Annotated in this window: 20 protein-coding genes and 2 tRNA genes; all 22 read left to right on the forward strand. The window is 43.2% G+C overall.

The genetic code is table 11. The features are described from left to right. Window positions 1-15 precede the first annotated feature (15 nt). The gene (locus tag BTW01_RS12600) at window positions 16-402 is read left to right on the forward strand and encodes a S1 domain-containing RNA-binding protein (RefSeq protein WP_003218379.1); all 387 of its coding nucleotides are present in this window, start codon (window positions 16-18) and stop codon (window positions 400-402) included. Window positions 403-570: 168 nt separating this feature from the next. Continuing rightward, window positions 571-647, forward strand: a tRNA-Met gene (locus BTW01_RS12605). Window positions 648-656: 9 nt separating this feature from the next. Further along, window positions 657-728: transfer RNA gene (locus tag BTW01_RS12610), tRNA-Glu, on the forward strand. A gap of 199 nt (window positions 729-927) precedes the next feature. After that, entirely contained in the window at window positions 928-3,411 is a 2,484-nt protein-coding gene (gene spoIIE, locus BTW01_RS12615; protein WP_162103312.1) for a stage II sporulation protein E, read from the forward strand. An 84-nt stretch (window positions 3,412-3,495) separates the two neighbouring features. Beyond that, on the forward strand, window positions 3,496-4,233 hold the full coding sequence (locus BTW01_RS12620; RefSeq protein ID WP_162103313.1) for a VWA domain-containing protein: 738 nt from the start codon (window positions 3,496-3,498) through the stop codon (window positions 4,231-4,233). Continuing rightward, window positions 4,199-5,215 carry a protein kinase domain-containing protein gene (locus tag BTW01_RS12625; RefSeq protein WP_162103314.1) on the forward strand — a complete coding sequence of 339 codons (1,017 nt, stop codon included), beginning with the start codon at window positions 4,199-4,201 and terminating at the stop codon, window positions 5,213-5,215. The genes BTW01_RS12620 and BTW01_RS12625 overlap by 35 nt, the downstream gene beginning before the upstream one ends. A gap of 103 nt (window positions 5,216-5,318) precedes the next feature. After that, on the forward strand, window positions 5,319-6,737 hold the full coding sequence (tilS, locus tag BTW01_RS12630) for a tRNA lysidine(34) synthetase TilS (RefSeq protein ID WP_162103315.1): 1,419 nt from the start codon (window positions 5,319-5,321) through the stop codon (window positions 6,735-6,737). Beyond that, a complete protein-coding gene (gene hpt, locus BTW01_RS12635; RefSeq protein WP_003218388.1) occupies window positions 6,734-7,276 on the forward strand; it encodes a hypoxanthine phosphoribosyltransferase in 543 nt (180 codons plus the stop codon). The genes tilS and hpt overlap by 4 nt, the downstream gene beginning before the upstream one ends. Window positions 7,277-7,373: 97 nt before the next feature. Continuing rightward, window positions 7,374-9,287 (forward strand): ATP-dependent zinc metalloprotease FtsH, encoded by a 1,914-nt coding sequence (gene ftsH / locus BTW01_RS12640; protein WP_162103316.1) that lies wholly within the window; start codon window positions 7,374-7,376, stop codon window positions 9,285-9,287. A gap of 191 nt (window positions 9,288-9,478) precedes the next feature. After that, complete coding sequence (locus BTW01_RS12645; RefSeq protein WP_162103317.1) at window positions 9,479-10,255, forward strand: type III pantothenate kinase; 777 nt, start codon at window positions 9,479-9,481, stop codon at window positions 10,253-10,255. Window positions 10,256-10,266: 11 nt separating this feature from the next. Next, window positions 10,267-11,142 (forward strand): redox-regulated molecular chaperone HslO, encoded by an 876-nt coding sequence (hslO, locus tag BTW01_RS12650; RefSeq protein WP_162103318.1) that lies wholly within the window; start codon window positions 10,267-10,269, stop codon window positions 11,140-11,142. A gap of 49 nt (window positions 11,143-11,191) precedes the next feature. After that, complete coding sequence (locus BTW01_RS12655; protein WP_162103319.1) at window positions 11,192-12,085, forward strand: peptidyl-prolyl cis-trans isomerase; 894 nt, start codon at window positions 11,192-11,194, stop codon at window positions 12,083-12,085. Between the two features lie 75 nt (window positions 12,086-12,160). Further along, window positions 12,161-13,087: a cysteine synthase A gene (gene cysK / locus BTW01_RS12660; RefSeq protein ID WP_162103320.1), complete on the forward strand. Its 927-nt coding sequence runs from the start codon at window positions 12,161-12,163 to the stop codon at window positions 13,085-13,087. Window positions 13,088-13,247: 160 nt separating this feature from the next. Beyond that, a complete protein-coding gene (locus tag BTW01_RS12665) occupies window positions 13,248-14,660 on the forward strand; it encodes an anthranilate synthase component I family protein (RefSeq protein WP_162103321.1) in 1,413 nt (470 codons plus the stop codon). Window positions 14,661-14,673: 13 nt separating this feature from the next. After that, on the forward strand, window positions 14,674-15,258 hold the full coding sequence (gene pabA, locus BTW01_RS12670; protein ID WP_162103322.1) for an aminodeoxychorismate/anthranilate synthase component II: 585 nt from the start codon (window positions 14,674-14,676) through the stop codon (window positions 15,256-15,258). Continuing rightward, window positions 15,258-16,139: an aminodeoxychorismate lyase gene (gene pabC / locus BTW01_RS12675; protein WP_162103329.1), complete on the forward strand. Its 882-nt coding sequence runs from the start codon at window positions 15,258-15,260 to the stop codon at window positions 16,137-16,139. Before pabA ends, pabC begins: the two co-directional genes overlap by 1 nt. After that, on the forward strand, window positions 16,121-16,978 hold the full coding sequence (folP, locus tag BTW01_RS12680) for a dihydropteroate synthase (RefSeq protein ID WP_162103323.1): 858 nt from the start codon (window positions 16,121-16,123) through the stop codon (window positions 16,976-16,978). The genes pabC and folP overlap by 19 nt, the downstream gene beginning before the upstream one ends. Continuing rightward, on the forward strand, window positions 16,971-17,333 hold the full coding sequence (gene folB / locus BTW01_RS12685; RefSeq protein ID WP_003242079.1) for a dihydroneopterin aldolase: 363 nt from the start codon (window positions 16,971-16,973) through the stop codon (window positions 17,331-17,333). The genes folP and folB overlap by 8 nt, the downstream gene beginning before the upstream one ends. Beyond that, on the forward strand, window positions 17,330-17,833 hold the full coding sequence (gene folK / locus BTW01_RS12690) for a 2-amino-4-hydroxy-6-hydroxymethyldihydropteridine diphosphokinase (protein ID WP_162103324.1): 504 nt from the start codon (window positions 17,330-17,332) through the stop codon (window positions 17,831-17,833). The genes folB and folK overlap by 4 nt, the downstream gene beginning before the upstream one ends. After that, window positions 17,785-18,003 carry a helix-turn-helix domain-containing protein gene (locus tag BTW01_RS12695; protein ID WP_162103325.1) on the forward strand — a complete coding sequence of 73 codons (219 nt, stop codon included), beginning with the start codon at window positions 17,785-17,787 and terminating at the stop codon, window positions 18,001-18,003. The genes folK and BTW01_RS12695 overlap by 49 nt, the downstream gene beginning before the upstream one ends. Window positions 18,004-18,016: 13 nt before the next feature. Next, window positions 18,017-19,018: a tRNA dihydrouridine synthase DusB gene (dusB, locus tag BTW01_RS12700; protein WP_162103326.1), complete on the forward strand. Its 1,002-nt coding sequence runs from the start codon at window positions 18,017-18,019 to the stop codon at window positions 19,016-19,018. Window positions 19,019-19,109: 91 nt separating this feature from the next. Then, window positions 19,110-20,609, forward strand: a complete 1,500-nt coding sequence (lysS, locus tag BTW01_RS12705) for a lysine--tRNA ligase (RefSeq protein WP_162103327.1) — start codon at window positions 19,110-19,112, stop codon at window positions 20,607-20,609. Window positions 20,610-21,015 lie beyond the last annotated feature (406 nt).

The following is a 21,015-nucleotide window of genomic DNA, read 5'->3' on the forward strand; positions in this document are numbered from 1 at the left end:
AGGAGCACTTTTTTTATGTCGATTGAAGTTGGCAGCAAGTTGCAAGGGAAAATTACAGGTATTACAAATTTTGGAGCATTTGTTGAATTGCCTGGAGGCTCAACCGGTCTCGTTCACATCAGTGAGGTAGCTGATAACTATGTCAAAGACATTAACGATCACTTAAAAGTCGGCGACCAAGTTGAAGTGAAAGTCATCAACGTTGAAAAAGACGGGAAAATTGGTTTATCAATTAAAAAAGCTAAAGACCGTCCGCAAGCCAGACCTAGAAATGATTTCCGTCCGAAAGAATCTTTTGAACAGAAAATGAATAAGTTTTTAAAAGACAGCGAAGATCGCTTGTCATCTTTAAAACGCAATACGGAATCAAAACGTGGAGGGCGCGGAGCAAGAAGAGGATAACTTGCTGCTTTCTATAAATAAATGAAGCATCCGCTCATCCCGACGGGTGCTTTTTTTATTATCCTCACCCAGTTAAAAAATCAGAATATTATAACATTTAAGTTTCTGTTGACGAAAGGGACAAACCTTTGTATTATATATCTTGTGCTTAAAAGCACCAAACATTATGGCGGTGTAGCTCAGCTGGCTAGAGCGTACGGTTCATACCCGTGAGGTCGGGGGTTCGATCCCCTCCGCCGCTACCATATTTGTTTGGCCCGTTGGTCAAGCGGTTAAGACACCGCCCTTTCACGGCGGTAACACGGGTTCGAATCCCGTACGGGTCATCTAGAAAAAATCGGTTTCTCTTGCAGAAACCGATTTTTTCATTTTTAGACAGTATTCCAGAAATTCTTTTGATAAATGAATATCTAGGCAGAAACCGTCGAAGATTTCTTTAGTATTGTTACCTTCTTTTGACAAAATCCTATCTGTACTTTCGCTATAATGACAGGCAACGAATATAACAGGTAGGAGATGAGAGGAATGGAAAAAGCAGAAAGAAGAGTGAACGGGCCAATGGCGGGACAAGCTTTGGAAAAACTCCAATCGTTTTTCAACAGGAGCGCGAAGCTGGTGACTCAATATTCGCATTCGCTGTTTTTCTATAAAGGGTTCATTTATGTTGTCATCGGTTTTTTGCTTGGACGGGCATTCATACTATCCGAGGTGCTTCCTTTTGCGCTGCCTTTCTTTGGCGCGATGCTTCTAATCAGAAGAGATAAGGCGCTTTATGCAGTGCTGGCTGTGCTTACAGGTGCACTTACTATTTCTCCTAAACACTCATTGCTCATATTAGCGGCATTGTTGGCATTCTTCATATTTTCCAAAGTAGCCGCCTTCATCACCGACGATCGCGTGAAGGCACTTCCGATTGTCGTATTCTTCTCCATGACAGCAGCAAGAGCTGGGTTTGTTTACGCTCAAAATGGCGCGTTTACTACATATGACTATGTGATGGCTGTCGTTGAAGCTGGATTATCCTTTATTTTAACGCTTATTTTTCTTCAGAGTCTTCCGATTTTCACTGTCAAAAAGGTAAAACAGTCATTAAAAATAGAAGAAATCATTTGCTTTATGATCCTTATTGCTTCCGTTTTGACAGGGCTTGCCGGCTTGTCCTACCAAGGAATGCAGGCAGAACACATACTGGCGCGTTATGTTGTATTGAGTTTTTCCTTTATTGGCGGAGCGAGCATTGGCTGTACGGTTGGTGTCGTGACTGGTCTAATTCTTGGTTTGGCAAATATCGGAAACCTCTATCAAATGAGCCTCCTTGCTTTCTCCGGTTTATTAGGCGGATTGCTGAAGGAAGGGAAAAAAGCGGGCGCGGCAATCGGGCTGATCGTTGGATCACTTCTTATTTCCTTATATGGTGAAGGCTCTGCCGGTTTGATGACCACACTTTATGAGTCATTAATCGCAGTCGGCCTGTTTTTGCTTACACCTCAATCAATCACAAAAAAAGTGGCGAGATATATCCCGGGAACTGTGGAACATCTTCAAGAGCAGCAGCAATATGCTAGAAAAATCAGAGACGTTACTGCTCAAAAGGTAGATCAGTTCTCCAATGTATTCCACGCGTTGTCTGAAAGCTTTGCAACCTTTTATCAAGCATCAGACGAACAGACAGGTGATAGTGAAGTTGATTTGTTTTTAAGCAAGATCACGGAGCACTCCTGTCAGACGTGCTACAAGAAAAACAAGTGCTGGGTACAGAACTTTGATAAAACATATGACTTAATGAAACAAGTTATGCTTGAAACAGAAGAAAAAGGATATGCATCAAACCGAAGGCTGAAAAAAGAGTTTCATCAGCATTGCTCTAAATCAAAGCAGGTTGAAGAGCTGATTGAGGATGAACTCGCGCATCACCATGCCCATTTGACGCTTAAGAAAAAAGTGCAGGACAGCAGGCGTCTGGTAGCTGAACAGCTTTTAGGTGTTTCTGAGGTCATGGCAGACTTTTCTCGGGAAATAAAAAGAGAGCGTGAACAGCACTTTCTTCAAGAAGAACAAATCATAGAGGCGCTTCAGCATTTTGGAATCGAGATTCAGCACGTGGAGATCTATAGTCTTGAACAAGGAAATATCGATATCGAAATGACCATACCATTTAGCGGACATGGAGAAAGTGAAAAAATCATTGCGCCTATGCTTTCTGATATTTTGGAGGAGCAAATTCTTGTGAAAGCCGAACAGCACTCTCCGCATCCGAATGGATACAGTCATGTCGCTTTTGGATCAACAAAATCATACAGGGTATCTACAGGTGCGGCCCACGCTGCGAAGGGCGGCGGCCTTGTCTCCGGCGACAGCTACAGCATGATGGAGCTAGGAGCCAGAAAATATGCAGCGGCAATCAGTGACGGAATGGGTAATGGCGCAAGAGCGCATTTTGAAAGCAATGAAACGATCAAGCTTCTTGAAAAAATCCTTGAATCCGGCATTGATGAAAAAATAGCTATTAAAACGATCAACAGCATACTGTCCTTGAGGACAACTGACGAGATATATTCCACACTTGACCTATCTATTATCGATCTTCAAGATGCCAGCTGTAAATTTTTGAAGGTCGGATCGACGCCAAGCTTTATCAAGCGGGGCGATCAGATAATGAAAGTTCAGGCGAGCAATCTGCCGATCGGTATTATTAATGAGTTTGATGTGGAGGTTGTGAGCGAGCAGCTGAAAGCGGGCGATCTTTTGATTATGATGAGTGACGGCATTTTTGAGGGTCCTAAGCATGTAGAAAATCATGATTTATGGATGAAACGCAAAATGAAAGGGTTAAAAACAAATGACCCGCAGGAGATTGCTGATTTGCTCATGGAGGAAGTCATTCGCACAAGATCGGGCCAAATTGAGGATGATATGACAGTGGTTGCCGTCCGGATTGACCATAATACACCAAAGTGGGCATCCATTCCTGTTCCAGCCATCTTTCAAAACAAACAAGAAATTTCATAACGCATTCGTATAAATCAAATTCCTTCTGGCGAAGATGGGAATATATGAATCTGAGAATCCTCGTATTCTCCAGGAGGAATGAATGTGAATAACGGACATTTAAATCAAATTTTACTGATAACGGATGGCTGCTCGAACCATGGGGAAGACCCTCTTGCAATGGCTGCTTTTGCTAAAGAGCAGGGGATTACGGTAAATGTCATAGGGATAATGGAAGAAAACCAAATTGACTCTGAAGCAATCAAGGAAGTCGAAGGGATTGCCCTGGCAGGAGGCGGCGTGCATCAGGTCGTGTATGCATCTCAGCTCTCGCAAACCGTTCAAATGGTAACAAAAAAAGCGATGACGCAAACCTTGCAAGGTGTAGTCAATCAAGAACTGAAACAAATTCTTGGAAAGAATGTGGAAATGGAAGAGCTTTCTCCAGAAAAACGCGGTGAAGTCATGGAAGTGGTAGATGAGCTTGGAGAAACGGTGCATCTTCAGGTTTTAGTTCTTGTTGATACAAGTGCAAGTATGGCGCCTAAGCTTCCTACAGTAAAAGAGGCACTGATTGATTTGTCTGTCAGTCTCAATTCCCGAATCGGGAATAACGAATTTGCGATGTGTATATTTCCCGGGAAAAAACAAGAAGTTGAACTTGTGCTGAACTGGACACCGAAGCTGCAATCTCTTTCCACACTCTTTGCAAAGCTTTCGACAGGCGGCATCACACCAACAGGTCCGGCGATACGTGAAGCGACAATGCAATTTGAAAAAATTCGCTCAAGAAGGAGCATGCTGGCAGATGATGAACGAAGCTTTGACGAGTTTGGCATATAGCCTCAAGCCGGGTGTGACACTCAAAGGCAAATGGAACGGTAACACATATACATTGCGTAAACAGCTTGGAAAAGGGGCCAATGGAATTGTGTATTTGGCAGAAGCATCAGATGGACATGTTGCCTTAAAGGTGAGTGATGACAGCTTGTCTATTACGTCTGAAGTGAATGTCTTGAAATCTTTCTCGAAGGCCCAGTCTGTCACGATGGGGCCTTCTTTTTTTGATACGGATGATGCTTATATCCCGAGTGCCAATATAAAAGTTTCATTTTATGCAATGGAATACATAAAAGGACCGCTGCTTTTGGATTATGTGAATGAGAAAGGAGCAGAATGGATACCGGTATTGATGGTTCAGCTGTTGTCCAGCTTATCGGTGCTTCACCAGCAAGGATGGATATTTGGTGATCTTAAACCTGATAATCTGATCGTAACCGGGCCGCCCGCAAGAATTCGCTGTGTTGATGTAGGCGGGACGACAAAGGAAGGCCGAGCGATAAAAGAGTACACCGAGTTTTACGACAGAGGCTATTGGGGGTATGGAACAAGAAAAGCAGCGCCTTCCTACGATCTGTTTGCAGTTGCCATGATTATGATTAACAGTGTGTATAAAAAAGAATTCAAGAAAACAAACCAGCCTAAGGAACAACTTAGCTCCCTAATCGAAGGACACCCGCTTCTGAAAAAGTATAAAAAAGTGCTTTTTTTAGCACTGAAGGGAGATTATCAATCCGCGGATGAAATGAAGAAGGATATGCTTGATGCGGGACAAATGCCAGCACGGAGAAAACAAGGTGTAAAAGCAGCCCCGCAGTCCGTCACAAGACACAGGCCGCAAAAGCCGCGCCAAGGGAAAGCAGCGAAGACGCGATACATCCCTAAACAGAAGCAGGTTAAATCGGGGGGATTATTTGAAACAACACTTATCGTAATCAGCGTTTTGGCGCTTTATTTTGCCTATATTATCTTTTTCTTAATCTGAATCGCGCAATCTGCAAGACCTATGCTTCTTCTTTGCTTGGAAGGATTGAAAGTGATAGGATATGAATATCTTTAAAAAACCTGCTCATTGTGAGGAGGACATTGTGAAAAGTGTCAAAGATTTTTTAAACAAACACAATCTTACGTTAAAAGGGGCGACAATTATTGTAGGCGTTTCCGGCGGTCCGGACTCCATGGCTCTTCTTCACGTACTGCATACGTTATGCGGCGATTCAACAAATATCATTGCGGCTCATGTCGACCACCGGTTCAGGGGCGCAGAATCCGAGGAAGACATGCGTTTCGTACAAGCTTATTGTAAGGCTGAACAGCTCAAGTGCGAAACGGCTCAAATCAATGTAACCGAATACGCGCGGGAAAAAGGCCTCAATAAGCAGGCGGCGGCACGTGATTGCCGCTATCAGTTTTTTGAGGACATCATGTTGATGCATCAAGCCGACTATCTGGCGCTTGCGCATCATGGTGATGACCAGGTTGAAACGATGCTTATGAGAGTGGCTAAGGGCACGCTTGGAGCAGGGCTTGCGGGAATGCAGCCTGTCAGACGTTTTGGGCCGGGGCAGATCATGAGGCCGTTCTTAACCATTACAAAAGAAGAAATCCTCCACTACTGCCGTGTTAACGGCTTGAGCTACCGGACAGACGAAAGCAACGCCAAAGATGACTACACAAGAAACAGATTCAGAAAAACCGTGCTCCCGTTTTTAAAACAGGAATCGCCGGATGTGCATAAAAGGTTTCAAAAAGTGAGTGAAGCACTGACGGAAGATGAGCAATTCTTACAGTCATTAACGAAAGATGAAATGAATAAAGTAATCACAAGCCAGTCTAATACATCAGTTGAAATCAATTCCTCTCAATTGCTTGCCCTCCCGATGCCTTTACAAAGAAGAGGAGTTCAACTAATATTAAACTATCTTTATGAAAACATTCCATCATCCTTTTCGGCTCATCACATTCAGCAGTTTCTCGATTGGGCGGAAAAAGGCGGTCCTTCAGGAGTATTAGACTTTCCGAAAGGACTGAAGGTGGTCAAATCATATCAGACATGTTTGTTTACATTTGAACAATGGCAGTGTGAAAATGTTCCCTTTGAATACCAATTAAGCGGAGCTGCTGATGAAACGGCAGTGCTCCCCAATGGATTTCTTATAGAGGCTAAGCGTTATGCGGATCCGCCTGAAGAACATGGGAATGCTGTTTTTATTACAAGTGAAAAAAAGGTGCGATTTCCCTTAACGATCCGGAAGAGAAAAGCTGGAGACCGGATCAAACTAAAAGGGATGAACGGCTCAAAAAAGGTAAAGGATATATTTATTGATAAGAAAGTGCCTCTCCGAGAAAGAGACAACTGGCCGATTGTAACGGATGCAAGCGGTGAAATTATCTGGATACCGGGCTTGAAAAAATCAATTTTTGAAGATCTTGTGATTCCAAACAGCGACCGCATTGTATTACAATATAGACAGCATGAAAAGTGTAGGGGGCAAGCAAAATCATGATGAAACATGATATCGAGAAAGTACTGATCTCAGAGGAAGAGATACAGGAGAAAGTAAAAGAGTTAGGCACAGAGTTAACGAGCGAGTATCAAGATACATTTCCGTTGGCAATCGGTGTGTTAAAAGGAGCGCTTCCTTTTATGGCGGATCTTATCAAGCATATTGATACATATTTGGAAATGGATTTCATGGATGTATCAAGCTACGGAAATTCTACGGTTTCTTCTGGAGAAGTAAAAATCATTAAAGATTTGGATACATCTGTAGAGGGCCGGGACATCTTAATTATTGAAGATATTATCGACAGTGGGTTAACCTTAAGTTATCTAGTAGAGCTCTTCCGATACCGTAAAGCAAAATCAATTAAGATTGTTACCCTTTTGGATAAACCGAGCGGAAGAAAAGCGGACATCAAAGCAGACTTTGTAGGTTTTGAAGTTCCCGACGCGTTTGTAGTGGGTTACGGACTTGATTATGCTGAGCGCTATCGCAATCTGCCTTACATCGGAGTGTTAAAACCGGCAGTTTATGAAAGCTGATCGGCAACCTGCTTCCGAGATGGTTATTGTTTGTATTGGAATGATTTTCTATGGTACTATTGAACATAGTTGTGCTTACTGTGGGAGGAGGTAAGGAATGAATCGGGTCTTCCGTAATACCATTTTTTATTTACTTATTTTATTAGTAGTAATCGGGGTTGTGAGCTACTTCCAGACCTCAAATCCGAAAACAGAAAATATGTCGTACAGTACGTTTATCAAAAACCTGGATGACGGGAAAGTTGATAGCGTATCGGTTCAGCCTGTCAGAGGTGTTTATGAGGTAAAAGGACAGCTGAAAAAATACGACAAAGATCAATACTTTTTGACTCATGTTCCTGAAGGAAAGGGGTCAGACCAGATTTTTGATGCTTTGAAAAAGACAGACGTAAAGGTTGAGCCCGCTCAAGAAACAAGCGGATGGGTGACATTCCTGACGACCATTATCCCGTTTGTCATTATCTTCATTCTGTTTTTCTTCCTGCTTAATCAGGCTCAAGGCGGCGGCAGCCGTGTCATGAACTTTGGTAAGAGCAAGGCGAAGCTGTATACAGAGGAAAAGAAACGCGTCAAATTTAAAGACGTTGCAGGGGCTGACGAAGAAAAACAAGAGCTCGTTGAAGTTGTTGATTTTCTAAAAGACCCTCGCAAGTTTGCTGAGCTTGGTGCAAGAATTCCAAAAGGTGTACTTTTAGTCGGACCTCCGGGTACCGGTAAAACATTGCTTGCAAAAGCTTGTGCGGGTGAAGCTGGCGTACCTTTCTTCAGCATCAGCGGATCTGATTTCGTTGAAATGTTTGTAGGTGTCGGTGCTTCCCGTGTGCGTGATTTGTTTGAAAATGCGAAGAAGAATGCGCCTTGTTTGATTTTCATCGATGAAATTGACGCGGTCGGACGCCAACGTGGCGCGGGCCTTGGCGGAGGACACGATGAACGTGAACAAACGCTTAACCAATTGCTTGTTGAGATGGACGGATTCAGCGCCAATGAAGGAATCATCATCATTGCCGCGACGAACCGTGCGGACATCTTGGACCCAGCCTTACTCCGTCCGGGACGTTTTGACCGTCAGATTACAGTAGATCGACCAGATGTTATTGGCCGTGAAGCTGTATTGAAAGTCCATGCGAGAAATAAACCGCTGGATGAAACGGTTAACTTGAAATCAATTGCTATGAGAACACCAGGTTTCTCAGGCGCAGATTTAGAAAATCTATTGAATGAAGCTGCACTTGTGGCGGCTCGTCAAAACAAGAAAAAAATCGATGCGCGTGATATTGACGAAGCGACGGACCGTGTCATTGCCGGACCTGCTAAGAAGAGCCGTGTCATCTCCAAGAAAGAACGCAATATCGTGGCTTATCACGAAGGCGGACACACCGTGATCGGACTCGTTTTAGATGAGGCTGATATGGTTCATAAAGTGACGATTGTTCCTCGGGGTCAAGCTGGCGGTTATGCGGTTATGCTTCCAAGAGAAGATCGTTACTTCCAGACAAAGCCGGAGCTGCTTGATAAAATTGTCGGTCTCTTGGGCGGACGTGTCGCTGAAGAAATTATCTTTGGTGAAGTCAGCACAGGAGCGCACAATGACTTCCAGCGTGCGACGAATATTGCTAGACGAATGGTTACAGAATTCGGTATGTCAGAAAAACTGGGACCTCTTCAATTTGGACAGTCTCAGGGCGGTCAGGTATTCTTAGGCCGTGATTTCAACAACGAGCAAAATTACAGTGATCAAATCGCTTACGAAATTGATCAGGAAATTCAGCGTATCATTAAAGAATGTTATGTGCGTGCGAAACAAATTCTGACTGAAAATCGTGATAAGCTTGAATTGATTGCTCAAACGCTACTAAAAGTTGAAACGCTTGACGCTGAACAAATCAAACACCTTGTCGATCATGGAGCATTGCCTGAACGCAATTTCTCTGATGATGAAAAGAACGATGAGGTAAAAGTAAACATTCTGACAAAAACAGAAGAAAAGAAAGAAGATACAAAAGAGTAATCTGTTTTCCTTGTAAAAACTGCCGGCTGACGCTGGCAGTTTTTTTATGCGAATTATGCGTTTGGCTGCGCCTTTTACAATCATCCAATTCTGGTATCGATTTGTTTACAAAAGAGCCGCTGATCGTGTATTGTATTGTAGAATGTTTGTAAAAAGTAAAGAGAGAAACTATTCAAAAGTGGTGATAGAGATTGTTGCTGGTTATCGATGTGGGGAACACCAATACTGTACTTGGTGTATATCATGATGGAAAATTAGAATATCACTGGCGTATAGAAACAAGCAGGCATAAAACAGAGGACGAGTTTGGAATGGTTTTGCGCTCCTTATTTGAGCATTCCGGACTTATGTTTGAACAGATAGATGGCATTATCATTTCATCAGTAGTGCCGCCGATTATGTTTGCTTTAGAAAGAATGTGCACAAAATACTTTCATATCGAACCGCAAATTGTCGGTCCGGGTGTGAAAACAGGTTTAAACATAAAATATGATAATCCCAAAGAAGTGGGAGCGGACAGAATCGTAAATGCAGTTGCGGCGATACACTTATACGGCAATCCGTTAATTGTTGTCGATTTCGGAACTGCCACAACGTACTGCTATATTGATGAAAACAAACAATACATGGGCGGGGCGATTGCTCCTGGGATTACGATTTCGACAGAGGCGCTTTATTCACGTGCGGCAAAGCTTCCGCGCATCGAAATCACCCGGCCTGACAATATTATCGGAAAAAACACTGTAAGCGCGATGCAATCTGGGATTTTATTTGGCTATGTCGGTCAAGTAGAAGGAATCGTCAAGCGGATGAAATGGCAGGTAAAGCAGGAACCAAAGGTTATTGCGACGGGAGGACTTGCGCCGCTTATTTCAAACGAATCAGATTGTATAGACATCGTGGATCCTTTCTTAACCCTAAAAGGGCTGGAATTGATTTACGAACGAAACCGCGTAGGAAGTGTATAGGAGGTTTTGTAATGGATTATTTAGTAAAAGCACTTGCGTATGACGGAAAAATCCGCGCTTATGCAGCGAAAACAACAGATATGGTAAATGAGGGACAAAGACGCCACGGTACGTGGCCGACAGCATCCGCTGCTTTGGGACGGACAATGACAGCTTCACTTATGCTCGGTGCTATGCTGAAGGGCGAAGATAAGCTGACAGTGAAAATCGAGGGCGGAGGACCGATCGGAGCCATTGTAGCTGATGCCAATGCAAAAGGGGAAGTCAGAGCATACGTCTCTAACCCGCAAGTTCATTTTGATTTAAATGAACAGGGTAAGCTTGATGTCAGACGTGCAGTTGGAACTAGCGGCACATTAAGCGTTGTAAAAGATTTAGGCTTGCGCGAGTTCTTCACAGGACAGGTAGAAATCGTTTCAGGAGAACTAGGAGATGATTTCACTTACTATCTTGTGTCATCTGAACAGGTTCCTTCATCAGTGGGTGTAGGTGTGCTCGTAAATCCTGATAACTCGATTCTTGCGGCAGGAGGCTTTATTATTCAGCTTATGCCGGGAACTGACGATGAAACCATCACAAGAATTGAACAGCGCCTATCTCAAGTAGAGCCAATTTCAAAGCTCATCCAAAAAGGGCTGACACCGGAAGAAATTTTAGAAGAGGTTCTAGGCGAGAAGCCTGAGATTTTGGAAACGATGCCTGTTTCATTCCATTGTCCTTGTTCAAAAGAACGTTTCGAAACAGCCATTTTAGGACTAGGCAAAAAAGAAATTCAAGATATGATAGAAGAAGATGGACAAGCCGAAGCAGTATGCCATTTTTGTAATGAAAAGTACTTATTTACAAAAGAAGAGCTGGAAGGGCTTTGTGACCAAACTACCCGCTAAGCTCATTAGCGGGTTTTTTTGAAATGAAGAGAAGGGGCTGAGAGCAGGTTTGAAATCAAGAACAATCTGGACCATTATTTTAGGGGTGCTGTTAGTTTGCTGTATTTCAGTTGCATACACGCTGACGAAATCCCAAGCTGGCGCATCGCCGTCCGGTGAGTCTATTGCGATGATCGGAGACAAAAGTGTGACAAGAGAAGAATGGCTGAAAGAAATGGAAGACCAATATGGAAAGTCGACGCTTGAAGATATGATTAATGTCCGAGTCGTTGAGCAGCTAGCCAAAAAGAACAACCTTAAAGTATCTAAAAATGAAATTGATCGTGAGTTTTTGTTGGTTAAAGCAGTCAACAATTCCTTTTACGAAGACGAACACACAACCGGAAAAGAGTGGAAAGACCAAATTCGTTATAATATCCTCCTTGAAGAATTGTTAACAAGGGATATTGATATCTCAAACAAAGAATTGAAATCATTCTATAATAAAAATAAAGAACTGTATCAGTTTGATGATTCGTATCGAATTCGGCATATTGTTGTGAAAAATGAAGAAGAAGCGAGTGAGGTTTTGAAAGAGCTGAAAGGCGGATCAAGCTTTGAAGCTATCGCGGCAGAAAGGTCTACAGATAGGTATACCTCATCATACGGCGGAGACTTAGGCTTTGTCACAGAAGCATCAGACAACATTCCATCAGCATATATTGAAGAAGCAAAAACACTCAAAGCGGATGAATGGTCCGAAAAACCGATAAAAGTCAGTAACGGATATGCTGTGATTCAGCTGAAAGAAAAACTAAAGGCAAGAACATTCTCATATGATGAAGTAAAGGATCAGATTAGAAGGCAAATCGCAATGGATCAGCTAGGCGATAAGGCGACCGTCAAAACTCTTTGGAAAGAAGCCGATGTATCATGGTTTTATGGGGAAAAAAGTACTAAGTGATTGACAAAAAATTTTGAAATTGATAGATTATATACATAATACCAATACAAATAGTCGGAAATTGAGGTGTCGAGAATGGTACGTGTAGCAAACTCCATTACTGAATTAATTGGGAATACACCAATCGTTAAATTAAATCGCCTAGCAGACGAAAACAGTGCGGATGTATACCTAAAGCTTGAATACATGAACCCTGGAAGCAGCGTAAAAGACCGTATCGGATTAGCTATGATTGAAGCCGCTGAAAAAGAAGGAAAATTAAAAGCCGGTGATACAATCATTGAACCGACAAGCGGAAATACAGGAATTGGGCTTGCGATGGTTGCTGCTGCTAAAGGATTAAAAGCCATTTTGGTTATGCCTGATACAATGAGCATGGAGCGCCGCAACCTTCTTCGCGCATACGGTGCCGAGCTTGTGCTGACTCCTGGAGCGGAAGGCATGAAAGGCGCGATTCAGAAAGCTGAAGAGCTTGCTGAAAAGCACGGATACTTTGTGCCTCAGCAGTTTAATAACCCTTCTAACCCAGAAGTTCACCGCCAAACCACAGGTAAAGAAATCGTTGAGCAATTCGGTGATGACCAGCTTGACGCATTTGTGGCCGGTATCGGCACAGGCGGAACGATTACGGGAGCGGGCGAAGTTCTCAAGGAAGCATATCCTTCCATCAAAATTTACGCTGTTGAACCGTCAGACTCGCCAGTGCTTTCAGGAGGAAAGCCGGGCCCTCATAAAATTCAGGGAATCGGAGCTGGATTTGTGCCGGACATCTTAAACACTGAAGTATATGATGAAATCTTCCCTGTGAAAAATGAAGAAGCATTCGAGTATGCACGCAGAGCTGCACGTGAAGAAGGAATTCTCGGAGGCATCTCATCAGGTGCAGCAATTTATGCGGCTCTTCAAGTAGCGAAAAAACTCGGAAAAGGCAAAAAGGTTTTAGCCATCCTTCCAAGTAACGGCGAACGTTATCTAAGCACGCCGCTGTATCAATTCGATTAAAAAGCAAACTCCCGGCCCGCCGGGAGTTTTTTTATATTTGTGCATCAAATATGTCCTGTTTGCGACGAATGTTATTCTTGGAAGAGAAATTCACTTTTTTCACTAACAAGATTGCTTTACAATAAAAAACAAGAAAAAAGAAAATAGAGGAATGATATAAATGGCACAACGCAGACCGGCAGGTAAAAAAATTACCTTTCAAAAAGACTCATTCTTACAACAATTTGAAAAACTTGCACAATCCAGAAAACAGCATGTGCTTCTTGAAAGCGCAAGAGGCGGCAGATACAGCATAGCCGGTCTTGATCCAATTGCAACTGTAAAAGGTAAAGATGGAATGACCACTATTAAGCATGGAGGCGAAGTGCTTTTTGAAGAAGGTGATCCATTACGCGCCTTCCACAAATGGTTTCAAACGCTGGAAACAGAAACAGATCACGAGCTTCCGGATTTTCAAGGCGGGGCAATCGGGTTTCTCAGCTATGATTACGCGCGTTACATTGAAAATTTTAAAATGCTTTCATTAGATGATCTTGAAACACCCGATATTTATTTTCTTGTTTTTGATGATATAGCAGTTTATGACCATCAAGAAGAGACTCTATGGCTGATTACTCATATGAATGGCACTGATAACAACTCTGCTGATGTGAAGTTAAACGAGTTGGAACGAATGTGGCTGTCTGAGATTCCTGCTGTCTCTTCGCGAGAGAGGAACAATGAAATAGATGGCTCCTTTGCAGCGCCATTTACTGAGGAAGGATTTTCACAAGCTGTAGAGAAAATCAAACAGTACATTGCCAGCGGAGATGTCTTTCAAGTCAATTTATCAATAAGGCAGTCCCAGTCACTGTCTGCCCATCCATATCAAATTTACAAGACCCTGCGAGCAGTAAACCCTTCTCCTTACATGGCCTATTTAGAAACACCTGATTTCCAAATTATTTGCGGATCGCCTGAACTGCTTGTCAGCAAAAAAGACAAGCTATTAGAGACGAGGCCGATTGCAGGCACCCGTTCCAGAGGGGTAACGGATGAAGAAGATGAAGCACTGGCAAATGAATTAATTCATAATGAAAAAGAACGTGCTGAACATGTCATGCTGGTTGATCTTGAGCGAAATGATTTGGGACGAGTATCACGTTACGGGTCTGTGCGTGTGAACGAGTTCATGGCGATTGAAAAATATTCGCATGTGATGCACATTGTATCTAACGTCCAAGGCGAACTGCAGGACGGATACGATGCTGTAGACATTATTCACGCCGTATTTCCCGGCGGGACCATTACAGGTGCTCCCAAAGTAAGAACGATGGAAATTATAGAAGAACTTGAGCCGACACGCCGAGGGCTTTATACTGGATCTATAGGGTGGTTCGGATATAATCATGATTTGCAGTTTAATATCGTCATTCGAACCATTTACGCAACCGGAGGAAAGGCTTTTATGCAGTCCGGCGCAGGAGTAGTGATTGATTCCGTTCCAAAGCATGAATACAGAGAATCGTTCAAAAAAGCTTTTGCGATGCAAAAGGCGTTAGAGCTGAGCAAAGAAGAGACAAAAATTAGATGAGGTGAGCGGAGAAATGATTTTAATGATTGATAACTACGATTCATTCACGTACAACTTGGTACAGTATTTGGGCGAGCTCGGGGAAGAATTGATTGTGAAACGCAATGACGAAATCACAATCGAAGAAATTGAAGAACTGTCTCCGGACTTTCTAATGATTTCACCTGGTCCGTGCAGTCCTGATGAGGCGGGGATCAGCCTTGAAGCTATTAAACACTTTGCAGGGAAAATTCCCGTTTTTGGTGTATGCCTCGGACATCAGTCCATCGCCCAAGTGTTTGGCGGTGACGTGATTAGGGCAGAACGGCTTATGCACGGGAAAACCTCTGATATTAAGCATGATGGCAAGACGATTTTTGAAGGTTTAAAAAACCCTCTTGTCGCGACTCGCTATCACTCGCTGATCGTAAAACCTGAGACCCTGCCAAGCTGCTTTACAGTAACAGCCGAAACGAAAGAAGGAGAAATTATGGCGATTCGCCACAATGATCTCCCGATTGAGGGTGTGCAATTTCACCCGGAGTCTATTATGACTTCTTTTGGGAAAGAAATGCTCAGAAATTTCATTGAGACATACCGCAAGGATGTTATTGCGTGATGATATATATGAACGGCCGGTATATAGAGGAGAAAGATGCAGTTCTTTCTCCTTTTGACCATGGATTTTTATATGGGATCGGTGTTTTCGAAACCTTCAGGCTCTACGAGGGCTGTCCATTTTTATTTGATTGGCATATAAAAAGGCTTGAGCGGGCGCTTAACGATCTGCAAATTGAATATACTGTTTCGAAGCATGAGATTCATGAGATGCTGGACAAGCTGCTTCGACTGAATGATATCAAGGATGGCAATGCCCGCGTAAGACTGGACATATCAGCCGGGATCAGTGACAAAGGCTTTGTCTCCCAGACATATGATAAGCCCACCGTTTTATGCTTTATGAACCAGCTGAAACCAGAAAGCCTTCCTTCGCAAAAAGAAGGAAAGATTTTATCGTTACGGAGAAACACACCAGAGGGGCCATTTCGGTTAAAATCTCATCATTATTTAAATAATATGTATGCGAAAAGAGAAATCGGAAATGATCCTCGTATTGAAGGGATTTTCTTAACGGAGGATGGAGCTGTTGCCGAGGGCATCATATCAAATGTTTTCTGGCGGAAAGACAGCTGTATTTATACCCCGTCACTTGATACAGGTATTCTGGACGGTGTCACAAGACGTTTTGTTATGGGAAATGCTAAGAAGATAGGGCTCGATCTCAAAACGGGACGATATGAGCAAGAATCTCTTTTGGCAGCTGATGAAGCGTGGGTGACGAACTCGGTTCTTGAAATCATCCCGTTCACTAAAATAGACGAAGCAAATTATGCGGGCCAAAGCGGAGAAGCAGTCTCTGCTCTTCAAACGCTATATAAAAAAGAAATAAAGAACATGATTTATGAAAAGGGAGGAAGAGAATGGCGCAGCAAACGATAGACCAAACACAAGTAATCCAGACAAGACCCAGCGCTTTATCATATAAAGAGAAGACACTGGTGATGGGGATTTTAAACGTAACGCCTGACTCTTTCTCGGACGGCGGAAAATATGACAGCTTGGACAAGGCAGTCTTGCACGCGCAAGAGATGATCGATGACGGTGCTCATATTATTGATATTGGAGGAGAGTCGACAAGGCCTGGCGCTGAATTCGTGACTGAGGATGAAGAGATGTCCAGAGTCATCCCGGTGATTGAGCGGATCACAAAAGAACTGGGCGTGCCGATTTCTATAGATACGTACAAGGCTTCTGTCGCAGATGAAGCTGTGAAAGCCGGCGCATCCATCATCAATGATATTTGGGGTGCGAAACATGATCCGAAAATGGCTTCCGTTGCAGCCGCACACAATGTTCCCATTGTACTCATGCATAACCGCCCTAAAAGAAATTACGATGACTTATTACCGGATATGCTGTCGGACTTAATGGAGAGTGTAAAAATCGCTGTTGAGGCGGGAGTAGAGGAGAAAAACATTATCCTTGATCCGGGCATTGGGTTTGCGAAAACCTATCATGATAACCTGGCAGTGATGAACAAGCTCGAGATTTTGAGCGGACTGGGGTATCCAGTTCTTCTGGCAACCTCCCGAAAAAGGTTCATTGGGCATGTTCTTGATCTTCCGCCCGAGGAGAGGGCTGAGGGAACGGGTGCAACTGTGTGTCTCGGCATTCAAAAAGGCTGCGACATTGTCAGGGTCCATGACGTGAAACAAATTGCCAGAATGGCGAAAATGATGGACGTAATGCTGAATAAGGGAGGGGTGCACCATGGATAAAGTCTACGTAGAAGGCATGGAGTTTTACGGATACCACGGTGTATTCAAAGAAGAAAATAAGCTAGGGCAGCGATTTAAAGTGGATTTAACTGCTGAGCTGGATTTAAGCAAAGCCGGACAAACAGATGACCTTGAACAAACAATTAACTACGCTGAGCTCTATCACGTATGTAAGGATATCGTAGAAGGGGAGCCTGTAAAATTAGTAGAAACGCTGGCAGAACGCATTGCAGACACGGTGCTCAAAAAATTTCAGCCAGTGCAGCAATGTACTGTGAAAGTGATTAAGCCAGACCCGCCGATTCCCGGACACTATAAATCAGTAGCAATTGAAATCACGAGAAAAAAATCATGAACAACATAGCTTATATTGCACTTGGATCCAACATTGGAAATAGAGAAACGTATTTAAGGCAAGCGGTGGCATTGCTGCATCAGCATGATGCAGTGACAGTCACTAAAGTGTCGTCCATTTACGAAACTGACCCGGTCGGATACGAAGACCAAGATGAATTCTTAAATATGGCTGTTGAAATCAAGACATCGCTGAACCCTTTTGAACTTCTTGAACTGACCCAGCATATAGAAAATGAACTAGGCAGAACAAGAGAAGTAAGATGGGGACCGCGGACGGCAGACCTTGACATTTTGCTGTTTAATCGTGAAAATATTGAAACAGAGCAACTAATAGTTCCGCATCCGAGAATGTATGAGCGTTTGTTTGTCCTTGCGCCGCTTGCGGAGATATGCCCGCAGGTTGAAGCAGAGGCAACGAGCGCGGAAACAAACCAAGAAGGTGTAAGAGTATGGAGGCAGAAATCTGGGGTAGACGAATTCGTGCATTCAGAAAGCTGAAAGGTTATACTCAAGAAGGATTTGCAAAAGCGTTAGGTATATCAGTTTCTATTCTCGGCGAAATTGAACGCGGAAACCGATTGCCGTCAGCTGCCATCATTCAAGGTGCAGCAGATGTTTTAAATATAAGCGCGGACGAATTTGCGCCGCCAGAAAAAGATAATAAATGAAGGGAGGTCAAAGATGTTTAAAATCGGGGATATTCAATTGAAAAACAGGGTTGTGCTTGCCCCTATGGCTGGTGTCTGCAATTCAGCACTCAGATTGACTGTAAAGGAATTTGGAGCCGGATTGGTATGCGCTGAAATGGTCAGTGATAAAGCAATCCTTTACAACAATGCAAAAACCATGGGCATGCTTTACATTGATGAACGTGAAAAACCGCTCAGCCTTCAAATTTTTGGAGGGAAGAAAGATACCCTTGTGGAAGCGGCCAAGTTTGTAGATCAAAACACAACTGCTGATATTATTGATATTAATATGGGATGTCCTGTGCCGAAGATTACAAAATGTGACGCGGGTGCCAGATGGCTTCTCGATCCTGATAAAATTTACGAAATGGTTTCTGCAGTAGTGGATGCCGTTGATAAACCAGTTACAGTGAAAATGAGAATGGGTTGGGACGAAGACCATGTTTTCGCAGTGAAAAATGCACAGGCTGTAGAGCGCGCGGGCGGAAAAGCAGTGGCGCTTCACGGCCGTACAAGAGTTCAGATGTACGAAGGAACGGCAAACTGGGACATTATTAAAGAAGTAAAACAATCAGTATCGATTCCGGTTATCGGAAACGGCGATGTCAAGACGCCGCAGGATGCTAAACGTATGCTCGATGAAACAGGAGTAGACGGTGTCATGATCGGACGCGCCGCACTGGGCAACCCGTGGATGATTTACCGTACGGTTCAATACCTGGAAACAGGTGAATTAAAAGAAGAGCCGCAAGTACGCGAAAAAATGGCGGTATGTAAACTGCACCTTGACCGCCTGATTAACTTAAAAGGTGAAAACGTAGCGGTAAGAGAAATGAGAAAGCATGCTGCATGGTATCTGAAAGGCGTTAGAGGCAATGCGGAGGTTCGTAATGGAATCAATCATTGCGAGACAAGAGAAGAGCTTGTACAGCTATTAGATGCATTTGTGGTTGAAGCTGAGGCAAAAGAGCTTCAAGAAGCAAAAGTAGGTTAATACTCATCTCTGTTTGCTGCTCACTGCCAGTTTTTGCGCTGGCAGTTTTTCTGCTTTTTTTATGTACAATATCTGTAATGGAGTGATAATAATGAGTCAAGAAGAGCATAACCATGAAGAATTAAACGACCAGCTGCAAGTCAGACGAGAAAAAATGAATCAGCTGAGAGATAACGGCATCGATCCATTCGGCGCGCGTTTTGAAAGAACTCACCAGTCTCAGGAAGTTATTTCAGCATATCAAGAGCTAACAAAAGAAGAGTTAGAAGAAAAAGCGATTGAAGTCACAATCGCAGGCCGTATGATGACAAAACGCGGCAAGGGAAAAGCTGGCTTTGCGCATCTTCAAGATTTAGAGGGTCAAATCCAAATCTATGTAAGAAAAGACAGTGTTGGTGACGAACAATACGAAATCTTCAAGTCTTCAGACCTCGGCGATCTTATTGGAGTGACTGGAAAAGTCTTCAAAACAAATGTAGGCGAATTGTCTGTTAAAGCAACTTCTTTTGAATTGCTGACAAAAGCACTTCGTCCGCTCCCTGATAAATACCATGGTCTAAAAGACGTTGAGCAGCGCTATCGTCAGCGTTATCTGGATCTTATCGTAAATCCGGAGAGCAAACATACGTTCATCACACGAAGCAAGATTATTCAAGCTATGAGAAGATACCTTGATGATCATGGATACTTAGAAGTAGAAACACCGACTATGCACAGCATTCCTGGGGGAGCTTCTGCGCGTCCATTTATTACGCACCACAATGCGTTAGATATTCCGCTCTACATGCGTATTGCAATCGAATTGCACCTAAAGCGCCTGATCGTCGGCGGCTTAGAAAAAGTTTATGAAATCGGCCGTGTTTTCCGTAATGAGGGTGTCTCTACACGCCATAACCCTGAATTCACGATGATTGAGTTATATGAAGCATATGCGGACTATAAAGATATTATGAGCTTAACTGAAAATCTTGTTGCTCATATCGCCCAAGAAGTTCTTGGAACAACTACAATCCAATATGGTGAAGAACAAATCAACCTTAAACCTGAGTGGAAAAGAATGCATATGGTTGACGCAGTTAAAGAAGCAACCGGTGTGGATTTCTGGGAAGAGGTTACGGTTGAACAGGCGCGTGGCTATGCAAAGGAGCATGGCGTCGAGATTAAAGACTCTATGACAGTAGGTCATATTATCAATGAATTCTTCGAACAAAAAATTGAAGAAACGCTTATTCAGCCGACATTTATTTATGGTCACCCTGTAGAAATTTCTCCTCTAGCGAAGAAAAACCCAGAGGACCCGCGTTTTACAGACCGTTTTGAACTGTTTATCGTTGGCCGTGAACATGCAAATGCATTTACAGAGCTAAATGATCCTATTGATCAAAGAGAACGCTTTGAAGAGCAATTGAAAGAGCGTGAAGCCGGTAATGATGAAGCTCATCTAATGGACGAAGACTTTGTTGAAGCACTGGAATACGGAATGCCGCCAACAGGAGGCTTAGGTATCGGTATCGACCGACTGGTTATGCTGCTGACGAACGCTCCTTCTATTCGCGACGTGCTGTTATTCCCGCAAATGAGACAACGCTAATAAAGAAGAGCGGATCCTTTCTCAATGAAGGGATCCGCTCTTTTTAAATTTCTAAATGTTTCTTTTGAAAAACTATTGCACTATTATTTATAAGGTGGTATATTATTATTCGTTGCCGCTAAACAAGGCGATAACGAAAAAAAGAAATTCAAAAAAGTTGTTGACTTCACTTAGGCATCGAGTTATAATAATAAAGTCGCTCAAACGAAGTCGGCAAACGAAACAAAATGATCTTTGAAAACTAAACAAGACAAAACGTACCTGTTAATTCAGTTTTAAACAAATCGCACAGCGATGTGCGTAGTCAGTCAAACTAGGCCTGCATGATGTAGGTCACACAGGCGTCGCCGCATGATGCGGTGGACTTAACCTGTGATCCACTTATCGGAGAGTTTGATCCTGGCTC

It is taken from the genome of Bacillus sp. SKDU12 (assembly GCF_010093085.1).
Classification (GTDB): Bacteria; Bacillota; Bacilli; order Bacillales; family Bacillaceae; genus Bacillus; species Bacillus mexicanus.